Source organism: Streptomyces sp. NPDC040589, from assembly GCF_055594445.1.
Window position 1 is genome coordinate 369,054 of sequence record NZ_JBVIWP010000008.1, and the last position, 21,011, is coordinate 390,064.

The following is a 21,011-nucleotide window of genomic DNA, read 5'->3' on the forward strand; positions in this document are numbered from 1 at the left end:
TTGGACTGCCGATAGTGTGGGCGCTCGTCCGAGACGCCCCGCGGCCCCCGCCGGTCGCAGGCGTCCACCGCAGTCCACCGAACCGGGGCCCGTACCTCGATGTCCGTGCACAGCCACCCGGCAGCTCATCACGACACCGCTGCCACAGCCGTGTTTGACCCGGCCCACCCGCCCGAGTTCCCGCGTCATGTGGTGACCGCGGTCCTCGTCTCCCACGACGGCGCCCGCTGGCTGCCCGACGCGCTCTCCGGGCTGCTCGGCCAGGAGCGACCCGTCCAGTACGCGATGGGGGCCGACACCGGCAGCGCGGACGCCTCCGCCCAGCTGGTCGCCGACGCGCTCGGCGCCGACCGGGTGCTGCACCTCGCCCGCCGTACCGGCTTCGGCCAGGCCGTCGAGGAGTGCGGCCGCAGCGCCCCGGTCCTCACCCCGGAGCAGCTGCCGTACCTGAAGCGGCCCAGCGGCTGGGACCCGGTCACGCGCTCGTGGCGCGACGACGCCTACGACCTGCCCGAGCTCCCGCACGGCGAGCCGGTGCAGTGGCTGTGGCTGCTGCACGACGACTGCGCCCCGGAACCCGACGCCCTGGCCCAGCTGCTGCGCGTCGTGGACAACGAGTACGAGCTGGGCCGCGAGGACGTGGCCGTCGTGGGCCCCAAGCTCCGCGGCTGGTACGACCGGCGGCAGCTGCTGGAGGTCGGCGTCTCCATCGCCAACTCCGGCCGCCGCTGGACCGGCCTGGACCGCCGGGAGCAGGACCAGGGCCAGCACGACCACGTCCGGACCGTGCTGTCGGTGTCCACCGCCGGCATGCTCGTCCGCCGCGACGTCTTCGAACAGCTCGGCGGCTTCGACCGGCACCTGCCCCTCATGCGCGACGACCTCGACCTGTGCTGGCGCGCGCACGCCGCGGGCCACCGCGTGCTGATCGCCCCGGAAGCCGTCGTCCGGCACGCCGAGGCGGCGTCCCGGGAGCGCCGCGCCGTCGACTGCGTGGGCCGTACCTCCGCCTCCCCGCACAAGGTCGACAAGGCGGGCGCCGTCTACAGCCTGCTCGTCAACACACGCACGGCCGTGCTCCCCTGGGTGCTGCTGCGCGTCGTGCTCGGCACCCTCCTGCGGACCGTCGCCTACCTTGTCGGCAAGGTCCCCGGACAGGCCGTCGACGAGATCCGCGGCCTCATGGGCACCCTGCTGCGGCCCGAGCGGATCCTCGCCGGGCGGCGCCGCAGAGGCACCCCCCAGGTCGACAAGGGCGAGCTGCGGCCGCTGTTCCCGCCGCCCGGCGCCACCGTCCGCATGACCGTCGAGCAGGTCGCGGGCAACCTCGTCGGCAGCTCCGACCCCGAGGTCGCCGCCGGTGCCGGACGGCACGGCGGTGCCGTCGAGTCGGGCCCCGGCGGCGATGACGCGGACTTCCTGCAGATCGAGCAGTTCGCCCGGCTCAAGCGCATCGCGCGCAAGCCCGGCCCGGTGCTCTTCGTCGTCCTGCTGCTCGTCTCCCTGCTCGCCTGCCGTGAACTCCTCGGCGGCGGCGCGCTCGCGGGCGGCTCCCTGCTGCCCGCCCCGGCCGACTCCTCCGCACTGTGGGCGCGCTACCTGGACGCCTGGCATCCGGTCGGCGCTGGAGGCACCTCCTCCGCGCCGCCGTACGTCGCGCTCGTGGCGATGCTGGCGTCCCTGCTGTTCGGCTCGACCGGCCTCGCCGTCACCGTCCTGCTCGTCTGCTCGGTGCCGCTGGCCGGCGTCGCCGCCTACTTCGCCTCCCGCCCGCTGGTCGAGTCCCGGCTGCTGCGCGCGTGGGCGGCCGTCGTCTACGCCTTCCTGCCCGCCGCCACCGGCGCCCTCGCCGGCGGCCGCCTCGGCACCGCCGTCCTGGCCGTGCTGCTGCCGCTCATCGCGCGCGCGGGCATCGCGGCCAGCGGCCTGGCGAACCCGGCGGGCGCGCGGGGCAGTTGGCGCGCCACCTGGGCGTACGCACTGCTGCTGACCATCACCACCGCGTTCACCCCGATCGTGTGGCCCGTCGCGCTGATCCTCGGGGTGGGGCTGCTGGCCGTACGCCGGAGGGACATCACCGCGTACGGGCCGCGGTTCCTCGCCCAGCTCGGCACGCCCCTGCTGGTCCTCGCGCCCTGGTCGCTGTCGCTGCTCCCGTTCGGCTTCTTCCAGCAGGCCGGCCTGGAGTACGGAGCCGGCTCCGCCTCCGCCCTCGACCTGCTCGGCGCCAGCCCGGGCGGCCCCGGCACCGTCAGCGGCCTGATGCTCATCGGCATCGTGCTGGCCGCGCTCGCCGCCCTGCTGCGCTCGGAACGCCAGTCGGGCATCCGGACGGCCTGGGCGGTCGCCCTGGTGGGCTTCGTCTTCGCGGCCCTGTCCAACAGCTCCACCTGGGCCGGCCCCGCGACCCTCGTCTACGGCATCGCCCTCCTGGCGGCCGCCGCGCTCGGCGCCGACGGGGCACGCGCGCGCGTGGCCGAGCAGAGCTTCGGCTGGCGCCAGCCGGTCGCCGTGCTGATCGCCTTCGCCTCGGCCGCGGGCCCGCTGCTCGTCGCCGCCGGCTGGATGATCCGCGGCGCCGACGGTCCCCTGGAGCGGCGCGACCCGACCCAGGTCCCGGCGTTCGTCGCCGAGGAGAGCGGCAGCCGCGACCAGGCCCGCACCCTCGTCCTCGACAGCGACTCCGGCGCCCACGTCGGCTACATGCTCGTGCGCGGCTCCGGCGCCCGCCTCGGTGACGGCGAGGTCGCCGCGGCCGACGGCGAGAACAGCAGGCTCGACAAGGTCGTCGCCAACCTCGTCGCCGGTTCCGGCGCCGACCAGGCCGACCAGCTCGGCGGCTTCGCCGTGCGCTACGTCCTCGTCCACCAGGGCGCGCCCCGCGAGGTCACCCGCGTCCTGGACGCCACACCCGGCCTGACCCGGCTCAGTCAGCAGAGCGGCGGCGCGCTGTGGCGCATCGACCGGCAGGTCGCGCGCGCCGCCATCGTCCCCGCCTCCGGATCAGGCACCCCGCAGCCCGTCGCCGCCGGGCCCGTCGACATCCACACCACGATCCCGACCGGCGCCGACGGGCGCGTGCTGCGCCTCGCCGACACCGCCGCCGACGGCTGGACCGCCACGCTGGACGGCAAGCCGCTGACCCGCACCACCGTCGACGGCTGGGCCCAGGGCTTCGAACTCCCCGCCACCGGCGGCACGCTGGACGTCACCTACGACGACCCGATCGGCCACACCGTGTGGCTGTGGACGCAGGGCCTGCTCGCCGTCGTCCTCGTGGTGCTCGCCCTGCCCGGCCGGCGCCGCGACGTCGACGACGACATGCCCGAGGAGCCGGTCGTCCCGGCCCAGGCGGTCGCCGGCGAGGGCCGCCGCGCCCGCCGCCTGCGCGCCCAGGCCGAGGCCGAGGCCGAGCCCCCGACCGAAGGAGCGGCCGGGCCCGGGGAGTTCCCGCCCCCGCCGCCCGAGCAGCCGCCGGCGGCAGTGCCGCAGCAGCAGAATTACGGTCAGTGGGACGCGGCGGGTTACCCGGCCGGCGGCGAGTACGCGGGCTACGGCGACCAGTACCAGGGCGCCGCGCATCCGGCGGACGCGTACGGCGGGCAGTACCAGGCGGATCCCTACCAGGGCGGCCAGTACGACCCGTACGCGTACGGCGGCTCGCCCCAGGCGCCGCCGTACGATCAGGCGGGCTACGACCAGGCCTACACCCAGGGCTACGGCACGCCGTACGACCCGGCGCAAGAGCAGCACGACCCCCACGGCACGGGCAGTGAGCGTCCCGACGGGAGCCAGCAGTGAACCGCACCACCCTGTCCCTGATCGCCGGCGTGACCGCGCTCGCCGCCGTCACCGGATTCGCCGCGCTGTCCGCCCCGGACGCCCCGGGCGCGGGCGCCACCGCCGAGGCGGCCGCCCAACTGCCCGTGGAGCGCACGAGCCTGCTGTGCCCGGCGCCGAGCACGTCCGACCTCGCCGAGACGTCCTACACGTCCTTCACGCCCGTCACGAAGGGCACGGACAGCGGCGGCAAGGCCGAACTCCAGGCGGCGGCCGAGGCGTCGGCGGACGGCTTGGGCCCGGGCGGTGACAAGGGCAAGGACGACGGGAAGTCAGGCGAGGACAAGGCCGAGAAGCCCGTGCTCACTCCCAAGGAGCCCGGCAAGCCGGTCACCGGGGACAGCTCGGGTTCCGACGCGCCCGCGCTCGTCGGGACCGCCGACGGCAGGTTCGCGCCCGGCTGGACCGTCCAGGAGACCACGGAGGTCGCCGCCGGGACCGGGCGCGGCCTCCAGGGCGTCAACTGCACGGCTCCGGACACGAGTTTCTGGTTCCCGGGCGCCAGCACGGCGGCCGGCCGCACCGACTACGTCCACCTGACGAACCCCGACGACTCGGCCGCCGTGGTCGACGTCGAGCTCTACGGCAAGGACGGCTCCCTGAAGTCCACGGTGGGGGAGGGCATCACCGTCCAGCCGCACTCCAGCGAGCCGGTGCTGCTGTCCACGCTCACGGACGAGGAGCAGACCAACCTCACCGTGCACGTCAACGTCCGCAGCGGACGCGTCGGCGCTTCCGTGCAGGCCTTGGACGACAAGCTCGGCGGCGACTGGCTGGCCGCGTCCACGGACCCGTCGGGCAGTCTGGTCCTGCCCGGCATCCCCAAGGACGCCACCTCCGTGCGCCTGGTCGCCTTCACCCCCGGCGACGCCGACGCGGACCTGAAGGTGCGCCTCGCCTCCCCCTCCGGGCTGATCACCCCGGCCGGGCACGAGACGGTGCACGTCAAGGGTGGCATGACGACCGCCGTCGACCTCGGCGACGTCACACGCGGCGAGGCGGGCTCCCTGGTGCTGACGCCGACGGACCGGTCCGTGCCGGTCGTGGCGGCCCTGCGGGTCGTACGGGGCAAGGGCGACAAGCAGGAGACGGCGTTCATCCCGGCCACCCGCCCCGTCGGCACGCGCGCGACGTCCGCGGACAACAGCGCCAAGGGCAGCACCCTGTCCCTGACCGCCCCCGGCCGTGCCGCCACGGTCAAGGTCACCGCCTCGGCGGGCAGCGAGGGCGGCACCCCGACGTCGAAGACGTACACGATCAAGGCCGGCACGACCCAGGACATCGAGCCCCCGGCCCCCGGCGGCCTCAAGGGCACCTACGCCCTCACGGTCGAGCCGGTCTCCGGCGGCCCGGTCTACGGCGCCCGCACCCTGACGGCGAACGAGAGCGGCGTCCCCGCCTTCACCGTGCAGACACTCCCCGACGACCGGGGGACGGTGGCGGTACCGGAGGCGGACGAGGACCTGTCGGTGCTGCAGAAGTAGTCGGTGCTGCAGAAGTAGCAGGAGCGGCGGGGGAGGGGGGACGTACGGCGGCCCCCCCCGTCTCAGCCCTGTTCCTCGCCGTACCGCGGATCCACCGTCTCCGGCGTCAGCCCCAGCAGCTCGGCGACCTGCTCGACGACCACCTCGTGCACCAGCGCCGCCCGCTCGTCGCGCCCCTTGGTGCGGATCTCGACCGGTCGCCGGTAGACCACCACGCGCGCGGGGCGCCCCTCGCGCGCGCTGATCGTGCCGCCGAGCGGAACCGCCTCGTCGTTCCACGCCTCGCCGGGCCCGTCGAGCCGCGGCACCTCCAGGACCAGGAAATCGATGTCGGCGAGCTGCGGCCACCGCCGCTCCAGACGCTCCACGGAGTCCTGCACCAGATCCGCGAACGCCTCCGCGCGGCTCGCGGCGAGCGGCACCTGCGGTGGTGCGATCGGGCCGCGCATGCCCCGGCCGTGGCGATCACGACGGCGGGGCCCGGGGGCGGCGGCACGGGGCGTTACGGGCTTGTCCATCACTGCTGAAGGGTAGTCCCCGCCACGCGCGTGTGCCCGGCACCGCGCGGCGCCACGGACGGCTTCCGGCCGACCCACAGGGCATGTCGTTACATGACCATTCCAGCCAAGGTTGGGCTTGATTCCGTATCCCGCCGAGACCGGCGACGTCACGGCAATTGAGGATTTTGTGATGACTCTTGACCGCTTGCGGGCTCGTCCGACCCCCCGACCGACGGTGTCCGGGCAGGTCAGCCGGGTGTGCCCACGGGGGCGTGTGGGGCGTTTCATAACGCGACACGGTGGAGTGACCTGATGGAGAGTCGTCGCGGCCCGCTCAAGAGTGCGGTACCGTCCAACATCGTGAGCCCTGTACGTCGCTGTTCGCGCACCGCCTGCGGCCGTCCCGCCGTCGCGACGCTGACGTACGTCTACGCCGACTCGACCGCGGTCCTCGGCCCGCTCGCCACCTACGCCGAACCCCACTGCTACGACCTGTGCGCCGAGCACTCCGAGCGCCTCACCGCCCCGCGCGGCTGGGAGGTCGTCCGGCTCCTCGACGGCTCGGCCCCGGCCCGCCCCAGCGGTGACGACCTGGAAGCCCTTGCCAACGCCGTGCGCGAGGCGGCCCGCCCCCAGGAGCGGGCGGCCGGGGCCGGTGGCGGAGGGCGTGCGGCCGACCCGATGGAGGTCGCGCGGCGGGGTCATCTGCGGGTCCTGCGATCCCCCGACAACTGAGCGCCCCGTTCGGCCGCTGTCTCGCGCACACCCATTGACGCGAGCTTGGCGCGGACATGACCATTCCGTTTGAGGATGCGAGAAATCGCTTTCACATGACGGAAACCGGGGAGGCGCCCGTTGTACGTCCAGGAACTGGAACCCGTCGCCGGCTCACTGGGCGTGTCCGCCCTCGTGGCCGCCCTGCCCCTCGTGATCGTCCTGGTCCTGCTCGGCGGCGTCCGCCTCAAGGCGCACCTGGCAGGCCTGACCGGCCTCCTCGCCGCCGTGCTCGTCGCCTGCCTCGCGTACGGCATGCCCCTCGGCCAGACCCTCTCCAGCGCCGCTCAGGGCGCCGTCTTCGGCCTCTTCCCCATCCTGTGGATCGTCGTCAACGCCGTGTGGGTGTACCGGATGACCGTCCGCACCCGGCACTTCGACATCCTGCGCCGGTCCTTCGGGCGGCTGTCCGACGACCCGCGCATCCAGGCGCTCGTCATCGCCTTCTGCTTCGGGGCGCTGCTGGAGGCACTCGCCGGTTTCGGGGCGCCCGTCGCGATCAGCGCGGTCATGCTGGTCGCCCTCGGCTTCGAACCGGTGCGCGCGGCCGTCGTCGCCCTGGTCGCCAACACCGCGCCCGTGGCCTTCGGCGCGATGGGTACACCGGTCGTCACCCTCGCCCAGGTCACCGGCTTGCCGCTGGACTCCGTGGCGTCCGTGGTGGGCCGTCAGACGCCGCTGCTGGCCCTCGTGGTGCCCCTGGTGCTGGTCTGGCTCGTGGACGGCCGGCGCGGGCTGCGCGAGACCTGGGTGCCCGCCCTGGCGTGCGGAGTCGCCTTCGCCGTCGCCCAGTTCGCCGCCTCCAACTACGTCTCCGCCCAACTCGCCGACATCGGCGCCGCCCTGGCCGGCGCGGGCGCCCTGGTCGCCGTGCCGCACGCGCGCGTGCCCGCCGCCGAGTCCGTACGCGCCTCCGTGCTGACCGGCGCCCGCAGCGAGGAACTCGATCAGGAGGACCCGCCCCGCGAAGTCCTGCGCGCCTACGCCCCCTACGCGTTGATCGTCCTGATCTTCTCCGTCGCGCAGATACCGGCCGTCAAGGACTGGCTGGCCAGGACCACCCAGACCTACGACTGGCCCTTCCTGAACGTGGCGGGGCCGGACGGCGACCCGGTCAGCGGCAACGTCTTCACCTGGCCGATCGTGTCGACCGGCGGCACGCTGGTGCTCCTCGCCGGCATCTGCACGGCCGCCGTCATCGGGGTGCACGCGCGCGTGGCGGTCAAGGAGTGGCTCGCGACCGTCCACGAGCTGCGCTTCGCGATCCTGACGGTGACCTCCGTACTGGCGCTCGCCTACGTCATGAACCTCTCCGGCCAGGCGGCGACGATCGGCCACTTCGTCGCGGCGGCCGGGGCCGGGCTGGCGTTCCTCTCGCCCGTCCTCGGCTGGTTCGGAGTCGCCGTGACCGGATCCGACACCTCGGCCAACGCCCTCTTCGGAGCCCTCCAGGTGACCGCCGCCCGAGAGTCGGGACTCTCCCCCGACCTGCTGGCCGCAGCCAACAGCTCCGGCGGCGTCCTCGGCAAGATGATCTCCCCGCAGAACCTCACCATCGCCTGCGCGGCCGTCGGACTCGCGGGCCGGGAGGGCGACCTGCTGCGCAAGGTACTGCCGTGGAGCCTGGGCCTGCTGCTGGTCATGTGCCTGATCGTGGTCGGCCAGAGCACACCGGTCCTGGGCTGGATGCTGCCCTGACGCCCGAGGCGACGTCCGGGCACCCGCACAGCGTCCGCACAGCGCGCTGTCAGCGGGGCCGGGTAGTTTGGGCCGACCGACAGTACTTTTCCAGGGAAGGTTGGCCGTGGCTGCTGATCTGTCGCAGGTCGTGAAGGCGTACGACGTACGCGGGGTCGTCCCGGACCAGTGGGACGAGTCCCTGGCCGAGCTCTTCGGGGCGGCCTTCGTCCGGGTCACGGGTGCGAGTGCCATCGCGACCGGGCACGACATGCGGCCCTCCTCGCCTGGCCTGTCGCGTGCCTTCGCGCGCGGGGCCGCCGCGCAGGGCGCCGACGTGACGGAGATCGGCCTGTGCTCGACGGACCAGCTGTACTACGCCTCGGGCGCGCTGGACCTGCCGGGCGCCATGTTCACCGCCTCCCACAACCCGGCGCGGTACAACGGCATCAAGCTGTGCCGCGCGGGCGCCGCCCCGGTCGGCCAGGACACCGGCCTCGCGGAGATCCGCGAACTCGTCGAGGGCTGGAGCGAGTCGGGCGCCCCGGAGCCGGCGGCGAAGACGGGCACGATCACCGGCCGCGACACGTTGTCGGACTACGCGGCGCACCTGCTCTCGCTGGTCGACCTGGCCTCCGTCCGCCCCCTGAAGGCCGTCGTCGACGCGGGCAACGGCATGGGCGGCCACACGGTCCCCGAGGTCTTCGCCGGCCTGCCGGTGACCCTGGTCCCGATGTACTTCGAGCTCGACGGCACCTTCCCCAACCACGAGGCCAACCCCCTCGACCCGGCCAACCTCGTCGACCTGCAGAAGCGCGTCCGCGAGGAGGGCGCCGACCTGGGCCTCGCCTTCGACGGCGACGCCGACCGCTGCTTCGTCGTCGACGAGCGCGGCGAGCCGGTCTCCCCGTCCGCGATCACCGCGCTGGTCGCCTCCCGCGAACTGGCCAGGCACGGCGGCAAGGGCATGATCATCCACAACCTGATCACGTCCTGGTCGGTCCCCGAGGTCGTCAAGGAGAACGGCGGCACCCCGGTCCGCACCCGCGTGGGCCACTCCTTCATCAAGGCGGAGATGGCCCGGTCCGGCGCGATCTTCGGCGGCGAGCACTCCGCGCACTACTACTTCCGCGACTTCTGGAACGCCGACACGGGCATGCTGGCCGCCCTCCACGTCCTGGCGGCCCTGGGCGGCCAGACGGGCCCCCTCTCCGCCCTCGTCGCCCAGTACGACCGCTACGCGGCCTCCGGCGAGATCAACTCCACGGTCACCGACCAGGCCGCCCGCCTCGCCGGGATCCGCTCCGCGTACGAGACCCGCGAGGGCATCGAACTGGACGAACTCGACGGCCTCACGGTCTCCGCCGCCGACTGGTGGTTCAACGTCCGCCCCTCCAACACGGAGCCGCTGCTGCGCCTGAACGCGGAGGCGAGGGACCCGGAGACCATGGCCAGGGTGCGGGACGAGGCGCTGGCGATCATCAGGGGCTGACAGGACCGCCGGTCAGCTTCCGGCCCCTCCGCACCACCCTCACCGGCGGTACCCTGACCAGGCACATCCGCAGCACTCCGACCCCTGGAAGAGAAGCCATATGCCCCTCGAATCCGGCCTCCTGGACATCCTCGCCTGCCCGGCCTGCCACGCCCCGCTCAAGGAGCAGGACACCGAACTGATCTGCACCGATCAGAGCTGCGCCCTGGCCTACCCCGTCCGCGACGGCATCCCCGTCCTCCTGGTCGACGAGGCCCGCCGCCCCGCGTAGGACACGCGGGCGGACACCCGCGTGAGCCCCGGTGCACATAGCTCCCGGCACAACGGGCACCGAGGTAGGACGACACCCCCATAACGGACCCCGGCGATCGGAGGCTGCCGCCCCATGCTCGACGAATCGCTGCTCGACTCCCCGGAGCGCCTCGCGGAGGCCGACCACCGCAACCTGCTCCGCGGCGCCGCGGAAGCCGGCGCGCGCGTCCGCACGGCCGCCCGCCATGCCGCCGAGGCAGGCATCAACGACCTCAAGCCCGACGGCCGCCCCCGCGGCGTCCTCATCGCCGGCCCGGGCGCCGCCGCCACCCACGCGGCCGACCTCCTCGGCACACTCGCCGGCGCCGGCAGCCCGGTCACCCGCCTGGCCCCCATCGGCGTCGCCCCCGCCGCGGGCGCCCTGCGCTGGGAACTGCCCGGCTGGGTCGGCTCCGTCGACCTCCTCCTGATCACCACCCCGGACGGGACCGAACCGGGCCTGTCCCTCCTCGCCGAGCAGGCCTACCGCCGTGGCTGCACCGTCGTGGCCGTAGCCCCCGGCAGGTCCCCGCTCGCCGACGCCGTAAACGGCTCGCACGGCCTGTTCGTCCCCATGGCGACCGCCCCGTACGACCAGGACGAGCCTTTCGCCGCGTCCGCCCCCGGCGTCCTGTGGGCCCTGCTCACCCCGCTCCTCGGGCTCCTGGACCGTGCCGGAGTGCTCACCGCCCCGCCGGAGGCCCTCGGCAAGGTCGCCGACCGCCTCGACCGCATCGCCGAACGCTGCGGCCCCGCCATCGCGACGTACAGCAACGCCGCCAAGACCCTGGCCGCCGAACTCGCCGACGCGCTCCCCATCGTCTGGACCGAGGGTGTCTCGGCCGGACCGGCGGGCCGCCGTTTCGCCGCCGCCCTCGCCGAACTGTCCGGCACCCCCGCGGTGGTCGCCGAACTCCCCGAGGCCCTCGCCGCACACAGCGCCCTGCTCGCGGGCCCGCTGGCCGCCAGCGCCGACCCCGACGACTTCTTCCGCGACCGCGTCGAGGAAGCACCCGCCCTCCACGCGCGCGTGGTGCTGCTCCGCGACCGCCCCATCGGCGGCCTCACCGCCGCCCCCGGAGCCCGCGACCTGGCCCTCAGCCACGACACCCCGATCAGTGAACTGGAACCGGAGGCGGGCGACGAGCTGGAGACCCTCGCGGAACTGATCGCCATCACGGATTTCGCCGCCGTTTACCTGGCGCTCGCTTCGAGGGCCTGATCATGCCCGGGACACCCTGACGCCCACGCGGCAGCCGCCCGGGAGCAGCAGGCGTACGTACGCACTCACAGGACACGCGGAGAGATCCCCATGGACCGCCTCGACAACACCATCCGCCCCTACGCCTGGGGTTCCCCGACCGCCATCCCGCACCTGCTCGGCGTCGAACCGACCGGCGAGCCGCAGGCGGAGATGTGGATGGGGGCCCACCCGGGCGCACCCTCGCGTACCGGCCGGGGCACGCTCGTCGAGGTCGTGGACGCCGCCCCCGAGAAGGAACTCGGACCGGCCGCCGTCGCCAAGTTCGGCCCCCGCCTGCCCTTCCTCCTCAAGATCCTGGCCGCCGGTGCCCCGCTCTCCCTCCAGGTCCACCCCGACCTGGCGCAGGCGAAGGAGGGCTACGCGGACGAGGAGCGCCGCTCCATCCCCGTGGACGCCCCGCACCGCAACTACAAGGACGCCAACCACAAGCCCGAACTGATCTGCGCGCTCACCGAGTTCGACGGCCTGTGCGGCTTCCGCGACCCGATCGAGGCCGCCGGCCTGCTCGACGACCTCGGCGTCGACTCCCTCAAGCCGTACGTCGACCTGCTGCACGCCCACCCCGAGGACGCGGCCCTGCGCGAGGTCCTCACGGCGATCCTCACCGCCGACCCCGACGAGATGTCCCGCACGGTCGAGGAAGCGGCCGCCGCCTGCGACCGCCTCGGCGGCGCCTACGCCCCCTACGCCGACATCGCCCACCACTACCCGGGCGACCCCGGCGTCATCGCCGCGATGCTGCTCAACCACGTCCGGCTCCAGCCCGGCGAGGCCCTCTACCTCGGCGCCGGCGTCCCGCACGCCTACCTCCAGGGCCTCGGTGTGGAGATCATGGCCAACTCCGACAACGTCCTGCGCTGCGGCCTCACCCCCAAGCACGTCGACGTCCCCGAACTCCTGCGCATCGTCCACTTCCGCGCCGGCGACCCCGGCGTCCTGCGCCCCGAGGCCTCCCCGGACGGCGAGGAGATCTACGAGACCCCGATCGACGAGTTCCGCCTCTCCCGCTACGTCCTGCCCGAGGCCGGCACCACCCACGACCTCACCCGCCCCACCCCGCAGATCCTGCTCTGCACGGCCGGCTCCCTCCGGGCGGGCGAGCACGACCTGACCCCGGGCCGGTCCGTCTTCGTCCCGGCCGACGAAAAGGCCGAAGTGTCCGGAACCGGCACCCTCTTCCGGGCCACGGTCATCGCCTGACCTCCCTCCGACGGTGACCTGGCGAGCTCCTGCCGGAGCGGGCTGCAACAATGGCCCACCGTCAAGCACGGGCAAAGCCACGGGCGACGCACCAAGGCGAGCACCCGGGCCCTGAAACGGCGTACGAAGGGACAACGCGAACATATGAGCGCGTCAGGCGGAACCAAGGCGATCGTGGCGGCACTGGCCGCCAACCTCGCGATCGCGGTAGCGAAGTTCGTGGCGTTCCTCTTCAGCGGCTCGTCCTCGATGCTCGCCGAATCCGTGCACTCGCTCGCCGACTCGGGCAACCAGGCACTCCTCCTCCTCGGCGGCAAGAAGGCGAAGCGTGAAGCCACCCCGCAACACCCCTTCGGCTACGGCCGCGAGCGCTACATCTACGCCTTCCTCGTCTCCATCGTCCTCTTCTCGGTCGGCGGCATGTTCGCCCTCTACGAGGGCTACGAGAAGATCAAGCACCCGCACGAGCTGACGAACTGGTACTGGCCGGTCGGCGTCCTGGTCTTCGCGATCATCGCCGAGACCTTCTCCTTCCGCACCGCCATCAAGGAGTCCAACGTCCTGCGCGGGCGCCGCTCCTGGACGGAGTTCGTCCGCCACGCCAAGGCCCCCGAACTCCCGGTCGTCCTCCTGGAAGACCTCGGCGCCCTCGTCGGCCTGGTCCTCGCGCTCGGCGGCGTCGGCCTCGCCCTGCTCACCGGCGACAGCGTCTGGGACGGCATCGGCACCCTCTGCATCGGCATCCTGCTCATCCTGATCGCCCTGGTCCTCGCCGCCGAGACCAAGTCCCTGCTGCTCGGCGAGTCCGCCGGCGCCGAGGAGACGCAGAAGATCGAGACGGCTCTCGTCGACGGCGACACCGTCACCGGCATCATCCACATGCGCACGCTCCACCTCGGCCCCGAGGAACTGCTCGTCGCCGCCAAGATCACCGTCCAGCACGACGACACGGCCACCGAGATCGCCGCCGCGATCAACGCCGCCGAGTCCCGCATCCGCGAGGCCGTCCCGATCGCCCGCGTGATCTACCTCGAGCCGGACATCTACAGCGAGACCGAAGCCGCCAAGGGCCCCGACCCCGAGGCGACGCCCGGGGGACCGACGCCGAGCGACGCCGGACACTGACGTCCCGCAGCACTGCCCGAACGCGCAGAGGGCCCGCCGAACCAATCGGCGGGCCCTCTGCGCTTCCTCCTACCCGACCTCGCGCAGCACCCCGAGGAGAGCCGATTCGTCCGACGCGGCCAGCAGCCGCTCCCGGAACCCGGCGTCCATCAACTTCCGCGACAGCAGCGCCAGAATCCTCAGATGCTCGTCACCCGCTGCCGCCTCCGGTACGGCGATCATGAACACCAGCCTCGCCTTCGTACCGTCCAGCGAGTCCCACTCGACGCCCTGCGCGGACCGCGCGAAACCGACGACCGGCTCCGTCACCGCATCCGTCTTGGCGTGCGGAATCGCGATCTCCTCACCGAGCCCGGTCGTGCCCTGCGCCTCGCGACGCAGTGCGGTCGCCACCAGTTCGTCCAGGTCAGCGACCTTGCCGGTACGGGCCAGCAGCTCCGCCATCTCCCGGATGGCGGCCTCCTTGTCGTCGGCTTCGAGGCTGACCTTGACGGTCTGGTCGGTGAGGTGACCGGCGAGGACCTCGGTGGGGGTCTCGCCGGGGTCGGACGGTTCGGCCTGCTCGGGCACCGCCGCCTCGTCCGCCACGGCCGTGGCGCTGCTCGCGGCAGCAGCGGTCGTCACCGGCGCACGTACTGTCGCCTGCTCTACGACCGCACCGCCACTGGGCACTCCGGCCGGCACGGGCTCAAGCCCAGCAGCACCCGCACCGAAGCCCGCCTCCCCGCGCCGCTTGCGCTCACCCAGGTCGACGAGGGCCACTGTCGTCAACGCGGTGACGACCGAGCCGATCGCCACGGCCACGAAGAACATCGGCACGCCGCTCACCGCACCCAGCACGGCGACGATCGGCCCACCGTGCGGCACCGCGTCCTCGACCCCGGCGACCCCGGCGATCGCACCGGCGACCGCGCCACCCAGCATGTTGGCGGGGATGACCTGCGCGGGCCGGGCTGCCGCGAACGGGATCGCACCCTCCGATATGCCGAAGCAGCCCATGAACAGCGAGGCGAGCCCCGTCTCCCGTTCCTGCTCGGTGTACAGCCGCTTCCGTATCAGCGTGGCAAGGCCCTGACCCAGTGGCATGACCGGGATCGCGGCCGCGCACATGCCCATGACCGTCTGGTTGCCGGTCGCGATGAGGCCGGCCCCGAACAGGAACGCCGTCTTGTTGACAGGCCCGCCCATGTCGAACGCGATCATGAGCCCCAGAATCGCGCCGAGCAGGATCGCACTGGTCCCGGTCATCCCGCTGAGCCAGTCGGTCAGGTGCTCGAACACCCAGGAGATCGGCTTGCCGATGACGTAGATGAAGAACAGCCCCAGAGCCGTGGTCGCCACGATCGGGATCACGATGATCGGCATGATCGGCTGCGCGAACTTCGGGACCTTGACCTTCTTGATCCACAACACCAGATACCCGGCGAGGAACCCGGTCACGATCGCCCCGATGAACCCGGCGCCCGCCTTGGAGTCGTACAACTCACCGGTGTTGGCGATCCAGCCACCGATCATGCCGGGCACGAGGGCGGGCCGGTCCCCGATGGCATACGCGATGTAGCCGGACAGGATCGGCACCATCAGCGTGAAGCCGATGACGCCGATGTTGTTCACGTCCATCCAGAAGGAGTCCTTCGGGATGACCAGACCGCCCGATGGATCGGCGTGCCCGCCGAGCGAGAGCGAGATCGCGATCAGCAGCCCGCCGACCACGACGAACGGGATCATGTAACTGACCCCGTTCATCAGTGCCTTGTACCCGAGGCTCCGTTCCTTGCCGCCACTGGTCGCGGGAGCCGTGGGGGCGCCCCCTTCCGCGTGCACGGGCGCCGACAGCACTCGCTCGATCAGCTGCTCCGGGTGACGAATGCCCTCCGCCACCCCGACGGTCAGGACCCGCTTCCCCGCGAAACGGCTCAGGTCCACGTCCTTGTCCGCGGCGACGATGATGCCGTCGGCGTGCTTGACATCGTTGTCGTCGAGGACGTTTTCAGCCCCGATGGATCCCTGCGTCTCCACCTTCATCTCGATGCCGCGACTCTCGGCGGCCTGCGCGAGCTTCTCAGCCGCCATGTACGTGTGGGCGATGCCGGTCGGGCATGCGGTCACCGCGAGCAGCTTCAACCGCTGCCGCTCACCATCGCCGCCGCCCGTGGGGGGAGGGCCGGCCGGACTGGTCACGTCGATCTCCTAACGCCTTTGTCATGCGGAATCGCCGTCCCGGACGCCCCGCAAGATCGATCAGTTGTTCAGATATCCCGGGCATCCTGCACCACGCCGCCGCAGACTCAAAGGCCAATAGATCCCTGAAGGTCCGCTTTATGGCCTCCTGTCGACGGTTCGTTGGTGTCCTGTTATCGCGCCCGCCCGTCGCCTCTCGTGCCCGCCCCTCCTCGATGGCGCGATCTGTTCGGACACGGACTGGGGACGGCCCGGCCTCCCGGTGTAGCTTGGGACGGAGCCAGACGTCGCTGCTGATGGCGGTCGGGCGGTCCCACCGCGGACCGGCCGAGGGAGAGAGGGCCTCCGACGGACTGCGCTGCGTGTACGCGGGCATGCCAGTGTCCTCCTCGGGCACCCCTGTGTCCGCCGCCGCGCAGACCAGCCGTACCCACCTCGACCCAAACTCCGAGGAGCAGCTCGCAATGACGACTGTCGACAACCGACAGGACTTCAAGGTCGCCGACCTCTCCCTGGCCGACTTCGGCCGCAAGGAGATCACCCTCGCCGAGCACGAGATGCCGGGCCTGATGGCGATCCGCAAGGAATACGCCGAGGCCCAGCCCCTCGCCGGCGCCCGCGTCACCGGCTCCCTGCACATGACCGTGCAGACCGCCGTACTCATCGAGACCCTGGTCGCCCTGGGCGCGCAGGTCCGCTGGGCCTCCTGCAACATCTTCTCCACCCAGGACCACGCCGCGGCCGCCATCGCCGTCGGCCCGAACGGCACGCCCGACAACCCGCAGGGCGTCCCGGTCTTCGCCTGGAAGGGCGAGACCCTGGAGGAGTACTGGTGGTGCACGGAGCAGGCGCTGACCTGGCCGGACACCCCCACCGGCGGCCCGAACATGATCCTCGACGACGGCGGTGACGCCACCCTCCTCGTCCACAAGGGCGTCGAGTACGAGAAGGACGGCAAGGTCCCCGCCGTCGACACCGCCGAGAACGACGAGCACCGCGTCATCCTCGAACTCCTGAACCGCACCATCACCGACGGCTCCCAGAAGTGGACCCAGCTCGCCTCGGAGATCCGCGGTGTCACCGAGGAGACCACGACCGGCGTCCACCGCCTGTACGAGATGCAGCGCGACGGCAACCTCCTGTTCCCGGCGATCAACGTCAACGACGCCGTCACCAAGTCGAAGTTCGACAACAAGTACGGCTGCCGCCACTCGCTCATCGACGGCATCAACCGCGCCACCGATGTCCTCATCGGCGGCAAGACCGCGGTCGTCTTCGGCTACGGCGACGTGGGCAAGGGCTGTGCGGAGTCCCTGCGCGGCCAGGGCGCCCGCGTGATCATCACCGAGATCGACCCGATCTGCGCGCTCCAGGCGGCGATGGACGGCTACCAGGTCACGACCCTCGACGAGGTCGTCGACAAGGCCGACATCTTCGTCACCACGACGGGCAACAAGGACATCATCATGGCCTCGGACATGGCCAAGATGAAGCACCAGGCGATCGTCGGCAACATCGGCCACTTCGACAACGAGATCGACATGGCCGGCCTTGCCAAGATCCCCGGGATCGTCAAGGACGAGGTCAAGCCGCAGGTTCACACCTGGACGTTCCCCGACGGCAAGGTGCTCATCGTCCTCTCCGAGGGCCGCCTGCTGAACCTGGGCAACGCCACCGGCCACCCGTCGTTCGTGATGTCCAACTCCTTCGCGGACCAGACCCTGGCCCAGATCGAGCTGTTCACCAAGCCCGACGAGTACCCGACCGGCGTCTACGTGCTGCCCAAGCACCTCGACGAGAAGGTCGCCCGCCTCCACCTCGACTCGCTCGGCGTGAAGCTGACCACGCTCCGCCCCGAGCAGGCCGAGTACATCGGCGTCCAGGTCGAGGGCCCGTTCAAGCCGGACCACTACCGCTACTGAGCCGCACCGCTCGGCAGCAGGTCCTTCGAGGCAGGCCCCCGCACCCCCGTGCCGGGGGCCTGCCCCGTTTCCCGGACCACCGCCCGGACCGGCCCGTCAAGCCCCAGGACGACCCCCATGCCCCGCGGCCGTTATTCGCTCCACGATCCGCACGATCACACCCCCCTCGCAGAAGAACACTTCCACTGCGCCACCGGCCCCTCCGGCTGGCGCTACGTCTCCCAGCTGACCACCCCCTCGGGCGATCACCACGGCTCCGTCGACCTCACCCTCGACGAACTCGGCCGCCCCATCCGCCTCGAACTCCACGCCGCCGCCTGGCAAGTCCGCGGCGCCGCCCTCGACGGCGTCACCTGGGTCCGCACCGACCCCACCGGGACCGAGGCCACCGAAGGCAATGTGCGCGCCCACGCCTTCACCGGCACCTCCCCGGCGTTCCTCGTCGCCACCGCCCGTCTCCTGCGCCTCACCCCCTCCGCGGCTGCCACCCGCGTACGCCTCGTCGCCCTCACGGACCCGGTCCTCGCCCCGCGCACCGTGGACCAGTCGTGGTCCTTGCTGAAGAGAGAAGCACACGCCACTGACAACGGCCCTCTGACCGTGGACGAATACCAGGTCACAGACCTGGACACGGGCGAGCAGCACGCCGTGCACATCGCGGGCGACGTGGTCCTCGCGGCCCCCGGCATCGAGCTCGAGGACCTCGAGTCACCGCCGTCGACATTCACCTGACCGGGCAGCCACAGCTGAGCGAGCAGCCCCGCTCTCACTAAGCCGGCGGCACGAACCCCGTGCCGGGCCGGTCACCCGCCGCCACCTCCGGCGCCTCCACAGGCCGGCCCCCGCCGGATGACTCGGACGCCGCACCAGGCGCCACAACGGGCGGTACGTCAGCAGTCGGCGGTTCGTATGCGGCGGCCGGAGCTCCGTACACGGCCGGAGGCCCGTCCGCTGCCGGAGCGGGAGCCGAACTGCTACCGAAAGCCCGCCGGGACTCCCGCGCCTGCCGCTCCTGCACGACCGCCGCCAGATACGCCGCCGGCGGAACACCCTGCGGCGCCGGAGCCCCCGTACGCTCCGCGAGATCCGACGCCAGGCGCTCCGCCATCGACGAGCCCACCTGCGGATCCAATTGCTGCATACGCGTCAGGTACTGACGGACGGCGAGCCACAATCCGTCGGGCACCGCGGACAGATCGAGGTCCGAGAACCGTCCCGCCAGCCAGGGCGGAGGAGGCGGCACAAAGCCGGTCCGCGCGACCGGAATCCGCTCCCGTACGACGAGGGTCCCCGCGAACACATCTCCCAGCCGCCGCCCACGCGCCGAGACGAACGAGGCGATACAGGCGACGACCCCGAAGGTCATGAGGATCTCGATCACCGCGATCAAGCCCCTCACCAGCGCATGCCGGAACCGGATCGGACCTCCGTCGTCCCGCACCACCCGCAGCCCGCACGCCATCTTCCCGAGCGAACGCCCGTGACTGAGCGTCTCCACCGCGATCGGCGCACCCACCAGCACGAGAACGAAGGTCGCGATCGACAGCGCCGTCTGCGCCGCCTCGTCCAGCGAGGCCGTGGAAGTCACCAGCACGATGGTCACCGCCACGTAGACGGCAAGGGCCGCCACCAGATCGAGCAGCACGGCCAGCGCCCTGCTGGGCAGCCTCGCTGGGCGCAGCTCCAACGCCACAGCCTCGCCCGTCACCAGCTCACTCACGCCTGCCGTCCTTCCCCTGCCCTGCCCCGGACAGAGCCAGTCTGCCAAGCTGAGGGCGCATCGCGCCGCAGTACGACAAGCTGATCCACGACGAGTCTCCGACGAACAGCCGAGGAGCAGGCACACCGATGGACCTCGACGTCTTCGTCTCCGCCCACCGCGCGGAGTGGGACCGCCTCGAAGCCCTGCTGCGTCGCCAGCGCCGCCTCAACGGCGCCGAAGCCGACGAACTCGTCACCCTCTACCAGCGCACCGCCACGCATCTCTCCCTGATCCAGTCCAGCGCCCCCGACCCCCAGCTGACCGGCCGGCTCAGCCAACTGGTGGCACGCGCGCGTAGTGCCGTGACAGGTACCCGACGCGCCTCCTGGCGCGACGTCACCCGCTTCCTCGCCCACGGCTTCCCGGCCGCCGTCTACAAGTCACGCCACTGGTGGGTACCCACCGCGCTCCTGTCCACGGCCGTGGCGGCGCTCCTGGGCTGGTGGATCGGCACACACCCCGAAGTACAGGGTTCCATCGCGGCGCCCAGCGAACTACGCGAACTGACCCGCCCCGGCGGCCAGTACGAGACCTACTACTCCAGTCACCCGGCTGCCAGTTTCGCCGCCCAGGTCTGGACGAACAACGCCTGGGCAGCTGCCCTGTGCCTGATCCTCGGCGTCTTCCTGGGACTCCCGGTCATCTGGATCCTCTTCCAGAACATGCTCAACCTCGGCATCGGCTTCGGCCTGATGTCCTCGGCCGGCCGACTCGACACCTTCCTCGGCCTGGTCCTCCCACACGGCCTGCTGGAACTGACCGCCGTCTTCGTGGCCGCGGGCACCGGCCTGCGCCTCGGCTGGACCCTCATCGACCCCGGCCCCCGCACTCGACGCACCGCTCTCGCGGAAGAGGGCCGAGCCGCCATCGGCATGGCCATCGGCCTCGCCCTGGTCCTCTTCGTCTCCGGCGCCATCGAAGGCTTCGTCACCCCGTCCGGCCTCCCCACCTGGGCACGCATCACCATTGGGGTCGCCGCAGAACTGGCCTTCCTCGCCTACGTCTACGTCTTGGGCGGTCGCGCCGCCCGCGCCGGAGACACGGGCGACGTCGAGGCGGCAGAACGCAGCGCCACTGTGCCGACAGCTGCCTGAACGTCCCCTCGCCCGCCGGATGTGCGACCACGTCCGTTCAGCTGCTAGTCTCCTCTTCGCCCCACAGGAGCCATTGACACGGCAAGTGCGGGGAGGTAGATTTGAACAGTTGCCTATAGAGGGGTTCCACCCCGGACGGCGACCATGAGAATCTGTCGGCTCCTTGAAACGCTGATTTCATTGAAGCCACTCCCGATGATTCGGAAATGAGCGGCCGGTCAGTACGGCCCGAAACTTCTGATAAAGTCGGAACCGCCGGAAAGGGAAACGCGGAAGCGGAAACCTGGAAAGCACCGAGGAAATCGGATCGGAAAGATCTGATAGAGTCGGAAACGCAAGACCGAAGGGAAGCGCCCGGAGGAAAGCCCGAGAGGGTGAGTACAAAGGAAGCGACCGTTCCTTGAG

Annotated in this window: 15 protein-coding genes; 12 read left to right on the plus strand and 3 right to left on the minus strand. The window is 71.8% G+C overall.

From position 1 onward, the window contains the following. Nucleotides 1-99 precede the first annotated feature (99 nt). Together ACZ58V_RS31735 and ACZ58V_RS31740 are read left to right on the plus strand one after the other, a co-directional pair. Nucleotides 100-3,801 (plus strand): glycosyltransferase, encoded by a 3,702-nt coding sequence (locus ACZ58V_RS31735; RefSeq protein WP_471294265.1) that lies wholly within the window; start codon nt 100-102, stop codon nt 3,799-3,801. Then, the gene (locus ACZ58V_RS31740) at nt 3,798-5,324 is read left to right on the plus strand and encodes a DUF5719 family protein (protein ID WP_471294268.1); all 1,527 of its coding nucleotides are present in this window, start codon (nt 3,798-3,800) and stop codon (nt 5,322-5,324) included. Before ACZ58V_RS31735 ends, ACZ58V_RS31740 begins: the two co-directional genes overlap by 4 nt. Before the next feature lie 62 nt (nt 5,325-5,386). Here the strand turns inward: ACZ58V_RS31740 and ACZ58V_RS31745 are convergent, their stop codons facing one another. Further along, a complete protein-coding gene (locus tag ACZ58V_RS31745; RefSeq protein WP_184598282.1) occupies nt 5,387-5,842 on the minus strand; it encodes a metallopeptidase family protein in 456 nt (151 codons plus the stop codon). Between the two features lie 294 nt (nt 5,843-6,136). Here ACZ58V_RS31745 and ACZ58V_RS31750 point away from each other — a divergent pair, with 294 nt between their 5' ends. The 7 genes from ACZ58V_RS31750 to ACZ58V_RS31780 all read left to right on the plus strand — a co-directional run bounded on the left by ACZ58V_RS31750 (nt 6,137) and on the right by ACZ58V_RS31780 (nt 13,647). Next, entirely contained in the window at nt 6,137-6,559 is a 423-nt protein-coding gene (locus ACZ58V_RS31750) for a DUF3499 domain-containing protein (RefSeq protein ID WP_189726709.1), read from the plus strand. A gap of 120 nt (nt 6,560-6,679) precedes the next feature. After that, nucleotides 6,680-8,296 carry an L-lactate permease gene (locus ACZ58V_RS31755; protein WP_471294272.1) on the plus strand — a complete coding sequence of 539 codons (1,617 nt, stop codon included), beginning with the start codon at nt 6,680-6,682 and terminating at the stop codon, nt 8,294-8,296. A 106-nt stretch (nt 8,297-8,402) separates the two neighbouring features. Continuing rightward, a complete protein-coding gene (locus ACZ58V_RS31760) occupies nt 8,403-9,767 on the plus strand; it encodes a phosphomannomutase/phosphoglucomutase (protein WP_471294275.1) in 1,365 nt (454 codons plus the stop codon). Nucleotides 9,768-9,867: 100 nt separating this feature from the next. Beyond that, nucleotides 9,868-10,038, plus strand: coding sequence for a Trm112 family protein (locus ACZ58V_RS31765; protein ID WP_184598287.1), 171 nt, complete (start codon nt 9,868-9,870; stop codon nt 10,036-10,038). A 114-nt stretch (nt 10,039-10,152) separates the two neighbouring features. After that, nucleotides 10,153-11,280, plus strand: coding sequence for an SIS domain-containing protein (locus ACZ58V_RS31770; protein ID WP_471294278.1), 1,128 nt, complete (start codon nt 10,153-10,155; stop codon nt 11,278-11,280). A 90-nt stretch (nt 11,281-11,370) separates the two neighbouring features. Beyond that, complete coding sequence (gene manA / locus ACZ58V_RS31775) at nt 11,371-12,522, plus strand: mannose-6-phosphate isomerase, class I (RefSeq protein WP_471294281.1); 1,152 nt, start codon at nt 11,371-11,373, stop codon at nt 12,520-12,522. Nucleotides 12,523-12,666: 144 nt separating this feature from the next. Continuing rightward, entirely contained in the window at nt 12,667-13,647 is a 981-nt protein-coding gene (locus ACZ58V_RS31780; protein WP_468197529.1) for a cation diffusion facilitator family transporter, read from the plus strand. A 69-nt stretch (nt 13,648-13,716) separates the two neighbouring features. Here ACZ58V_RS31780 and ACZ58V_RS31785 read toward each other — a convergent pair whose 3' ends face one another. Next, entirely contained in the window at nt 13,717-15,828 is a 2,112-nt protein-coding gene (locus tag ACZ58V_RS31785) for a fructose-specific PTS transporter subunit EIIC (RefSeq protein WP_471294285.1), read from the minus strand. A 464-nt stretch (nt 15,829-16,292) separates the two neighbouring features. Between ACZ58V_RS31785 and ahcY the strand changes: the two genes are divergently transcribed. Then, nucleotides 16,293-17,750 carry an adenosylhomocysteinase gene (ahcY, locus tag ACZ58V_RS31790; protein ID WP_468197524.1) on the plus strand — a complete coding sequence of 486 codons (1,458 nt, stop codon included), beginning with the start codon at nt 16,293-16,295 and terminating at the stop codon, nt 17,748-17,750. A 117-nt stretch (nt 17,751-17,867) separates the two neighbouring features. Next, nucleotides 17,868-18,482, plus strand: a complete 615-nt coding sequence (locus ACZ58V_RS31795) for a hypothetical protein (protein WP_468197521.1) — start codon at nt 17,868-17,870, stop codon at nt 18,480-18,482. Nucleotides 18,483-18,519: 37 nt separating this feature from the next. Here the strand turns inward: ACZ58V_RS31795 and ACZ58V_RS31800 are convergent, their stop codons facing one another. Continuing rightward, entirely contained in the window at nt 18,520-19,470 is a 951-nt protein-coding gene (locus tag ACZ58V_RS31800) for an RDD family protein (RefSeq protein WP_468197519.1), read from the minus strand. 128 nt (nt 19,471-19,598) lie between these two features. Here ACZ58V_RS31800 and ACZ58V_RS31805 point away from each other — a divergent pair, with 128 nt between their 5' ends. Beyond that, the gene (locus tag ACZ58V_RS31805) at nt 19,599-20,606 is read left to right on the plus strand and encodes a stage II sporulation protein M (RefSeq protein ID WP_382839655.1); all 1,008 of its coding nucleotides are present in this window, start codon (nt 19,599-19,601) and stop codon (nt 20,604-20,606) included. Nucleotides 20,607-21,011 lie beyond the last annotated feature (405 nt).

Coding starts and splice junctions, on each gene's coding strand:
- manA (WP_471294281.1), top strand. CDS start 11,371: ATGGACCGCCTCGACAACACCATCCGCCCCTACGCCTGGGGTTCCCCG.
- ACZ58V_RS31745 (WP_184598282.1), bottom strand. CDS start 5,842: ATGGACAAGCCCGTAACGCCCCGTGCCGCCGCCCCCGGGCCCCGCCGT.
- ACZ58V_RS31770 (WP_471294278.1), top strand. CDS start 10,153: ATGCTCGACGAATCGCTGCTCGACTCCCCGGAGCGCCTCGCGGAGGCC.
- ACZ58V_RS31780 (WP_468197529.1), top strand. CDS start 12,667: ATGAGCGCGTCAGGCGGAACCAAGGCGATCGTGGCGGCACTGGCCGCC.
- ACZ58V_RS31805 (WP_382839655.1), top strand. CDS start 19,599: ATGGACCTCGACGTCTTCGTCTCCGCCCACCGCGCGGAGTGGGACCGC.
- ACZ58V_RS31735 (WP_471294265.1), top strand. CDS start 100: ATGTCCGTGCACAGCCACCCGGCAGCTCATCACGACACCGCTGCCACA.
- ACZ58V_RS31795 (WP_468197521.1), top strand. CDS start 17,868: ATGCCCCGCGGCCGTTATTCGCTCCACGATCCGCACGATCACACCCCC.
- ACZ58V_RS31765 (WP_184598287.1), top strand. CDS start 9,868: ATGCCCCTCGAATCCGGCCTCCTGGACATCCTCGCCTGCCCGGCCTGC.
- ACZ58V_RS31750 (WP_189726709.1), top strand. CDS start 6,137: ATGGAGAGTCGTCGCGGCCCGCTCAAGAGTGCGGTACCGTCCAACATC.
- ahcY (WP_468197524.1), top strand. CDS start 16,293: ATGACGACTGTCGACAACCGACAGGACTTCAAGGTCGCCGACCTCTCC.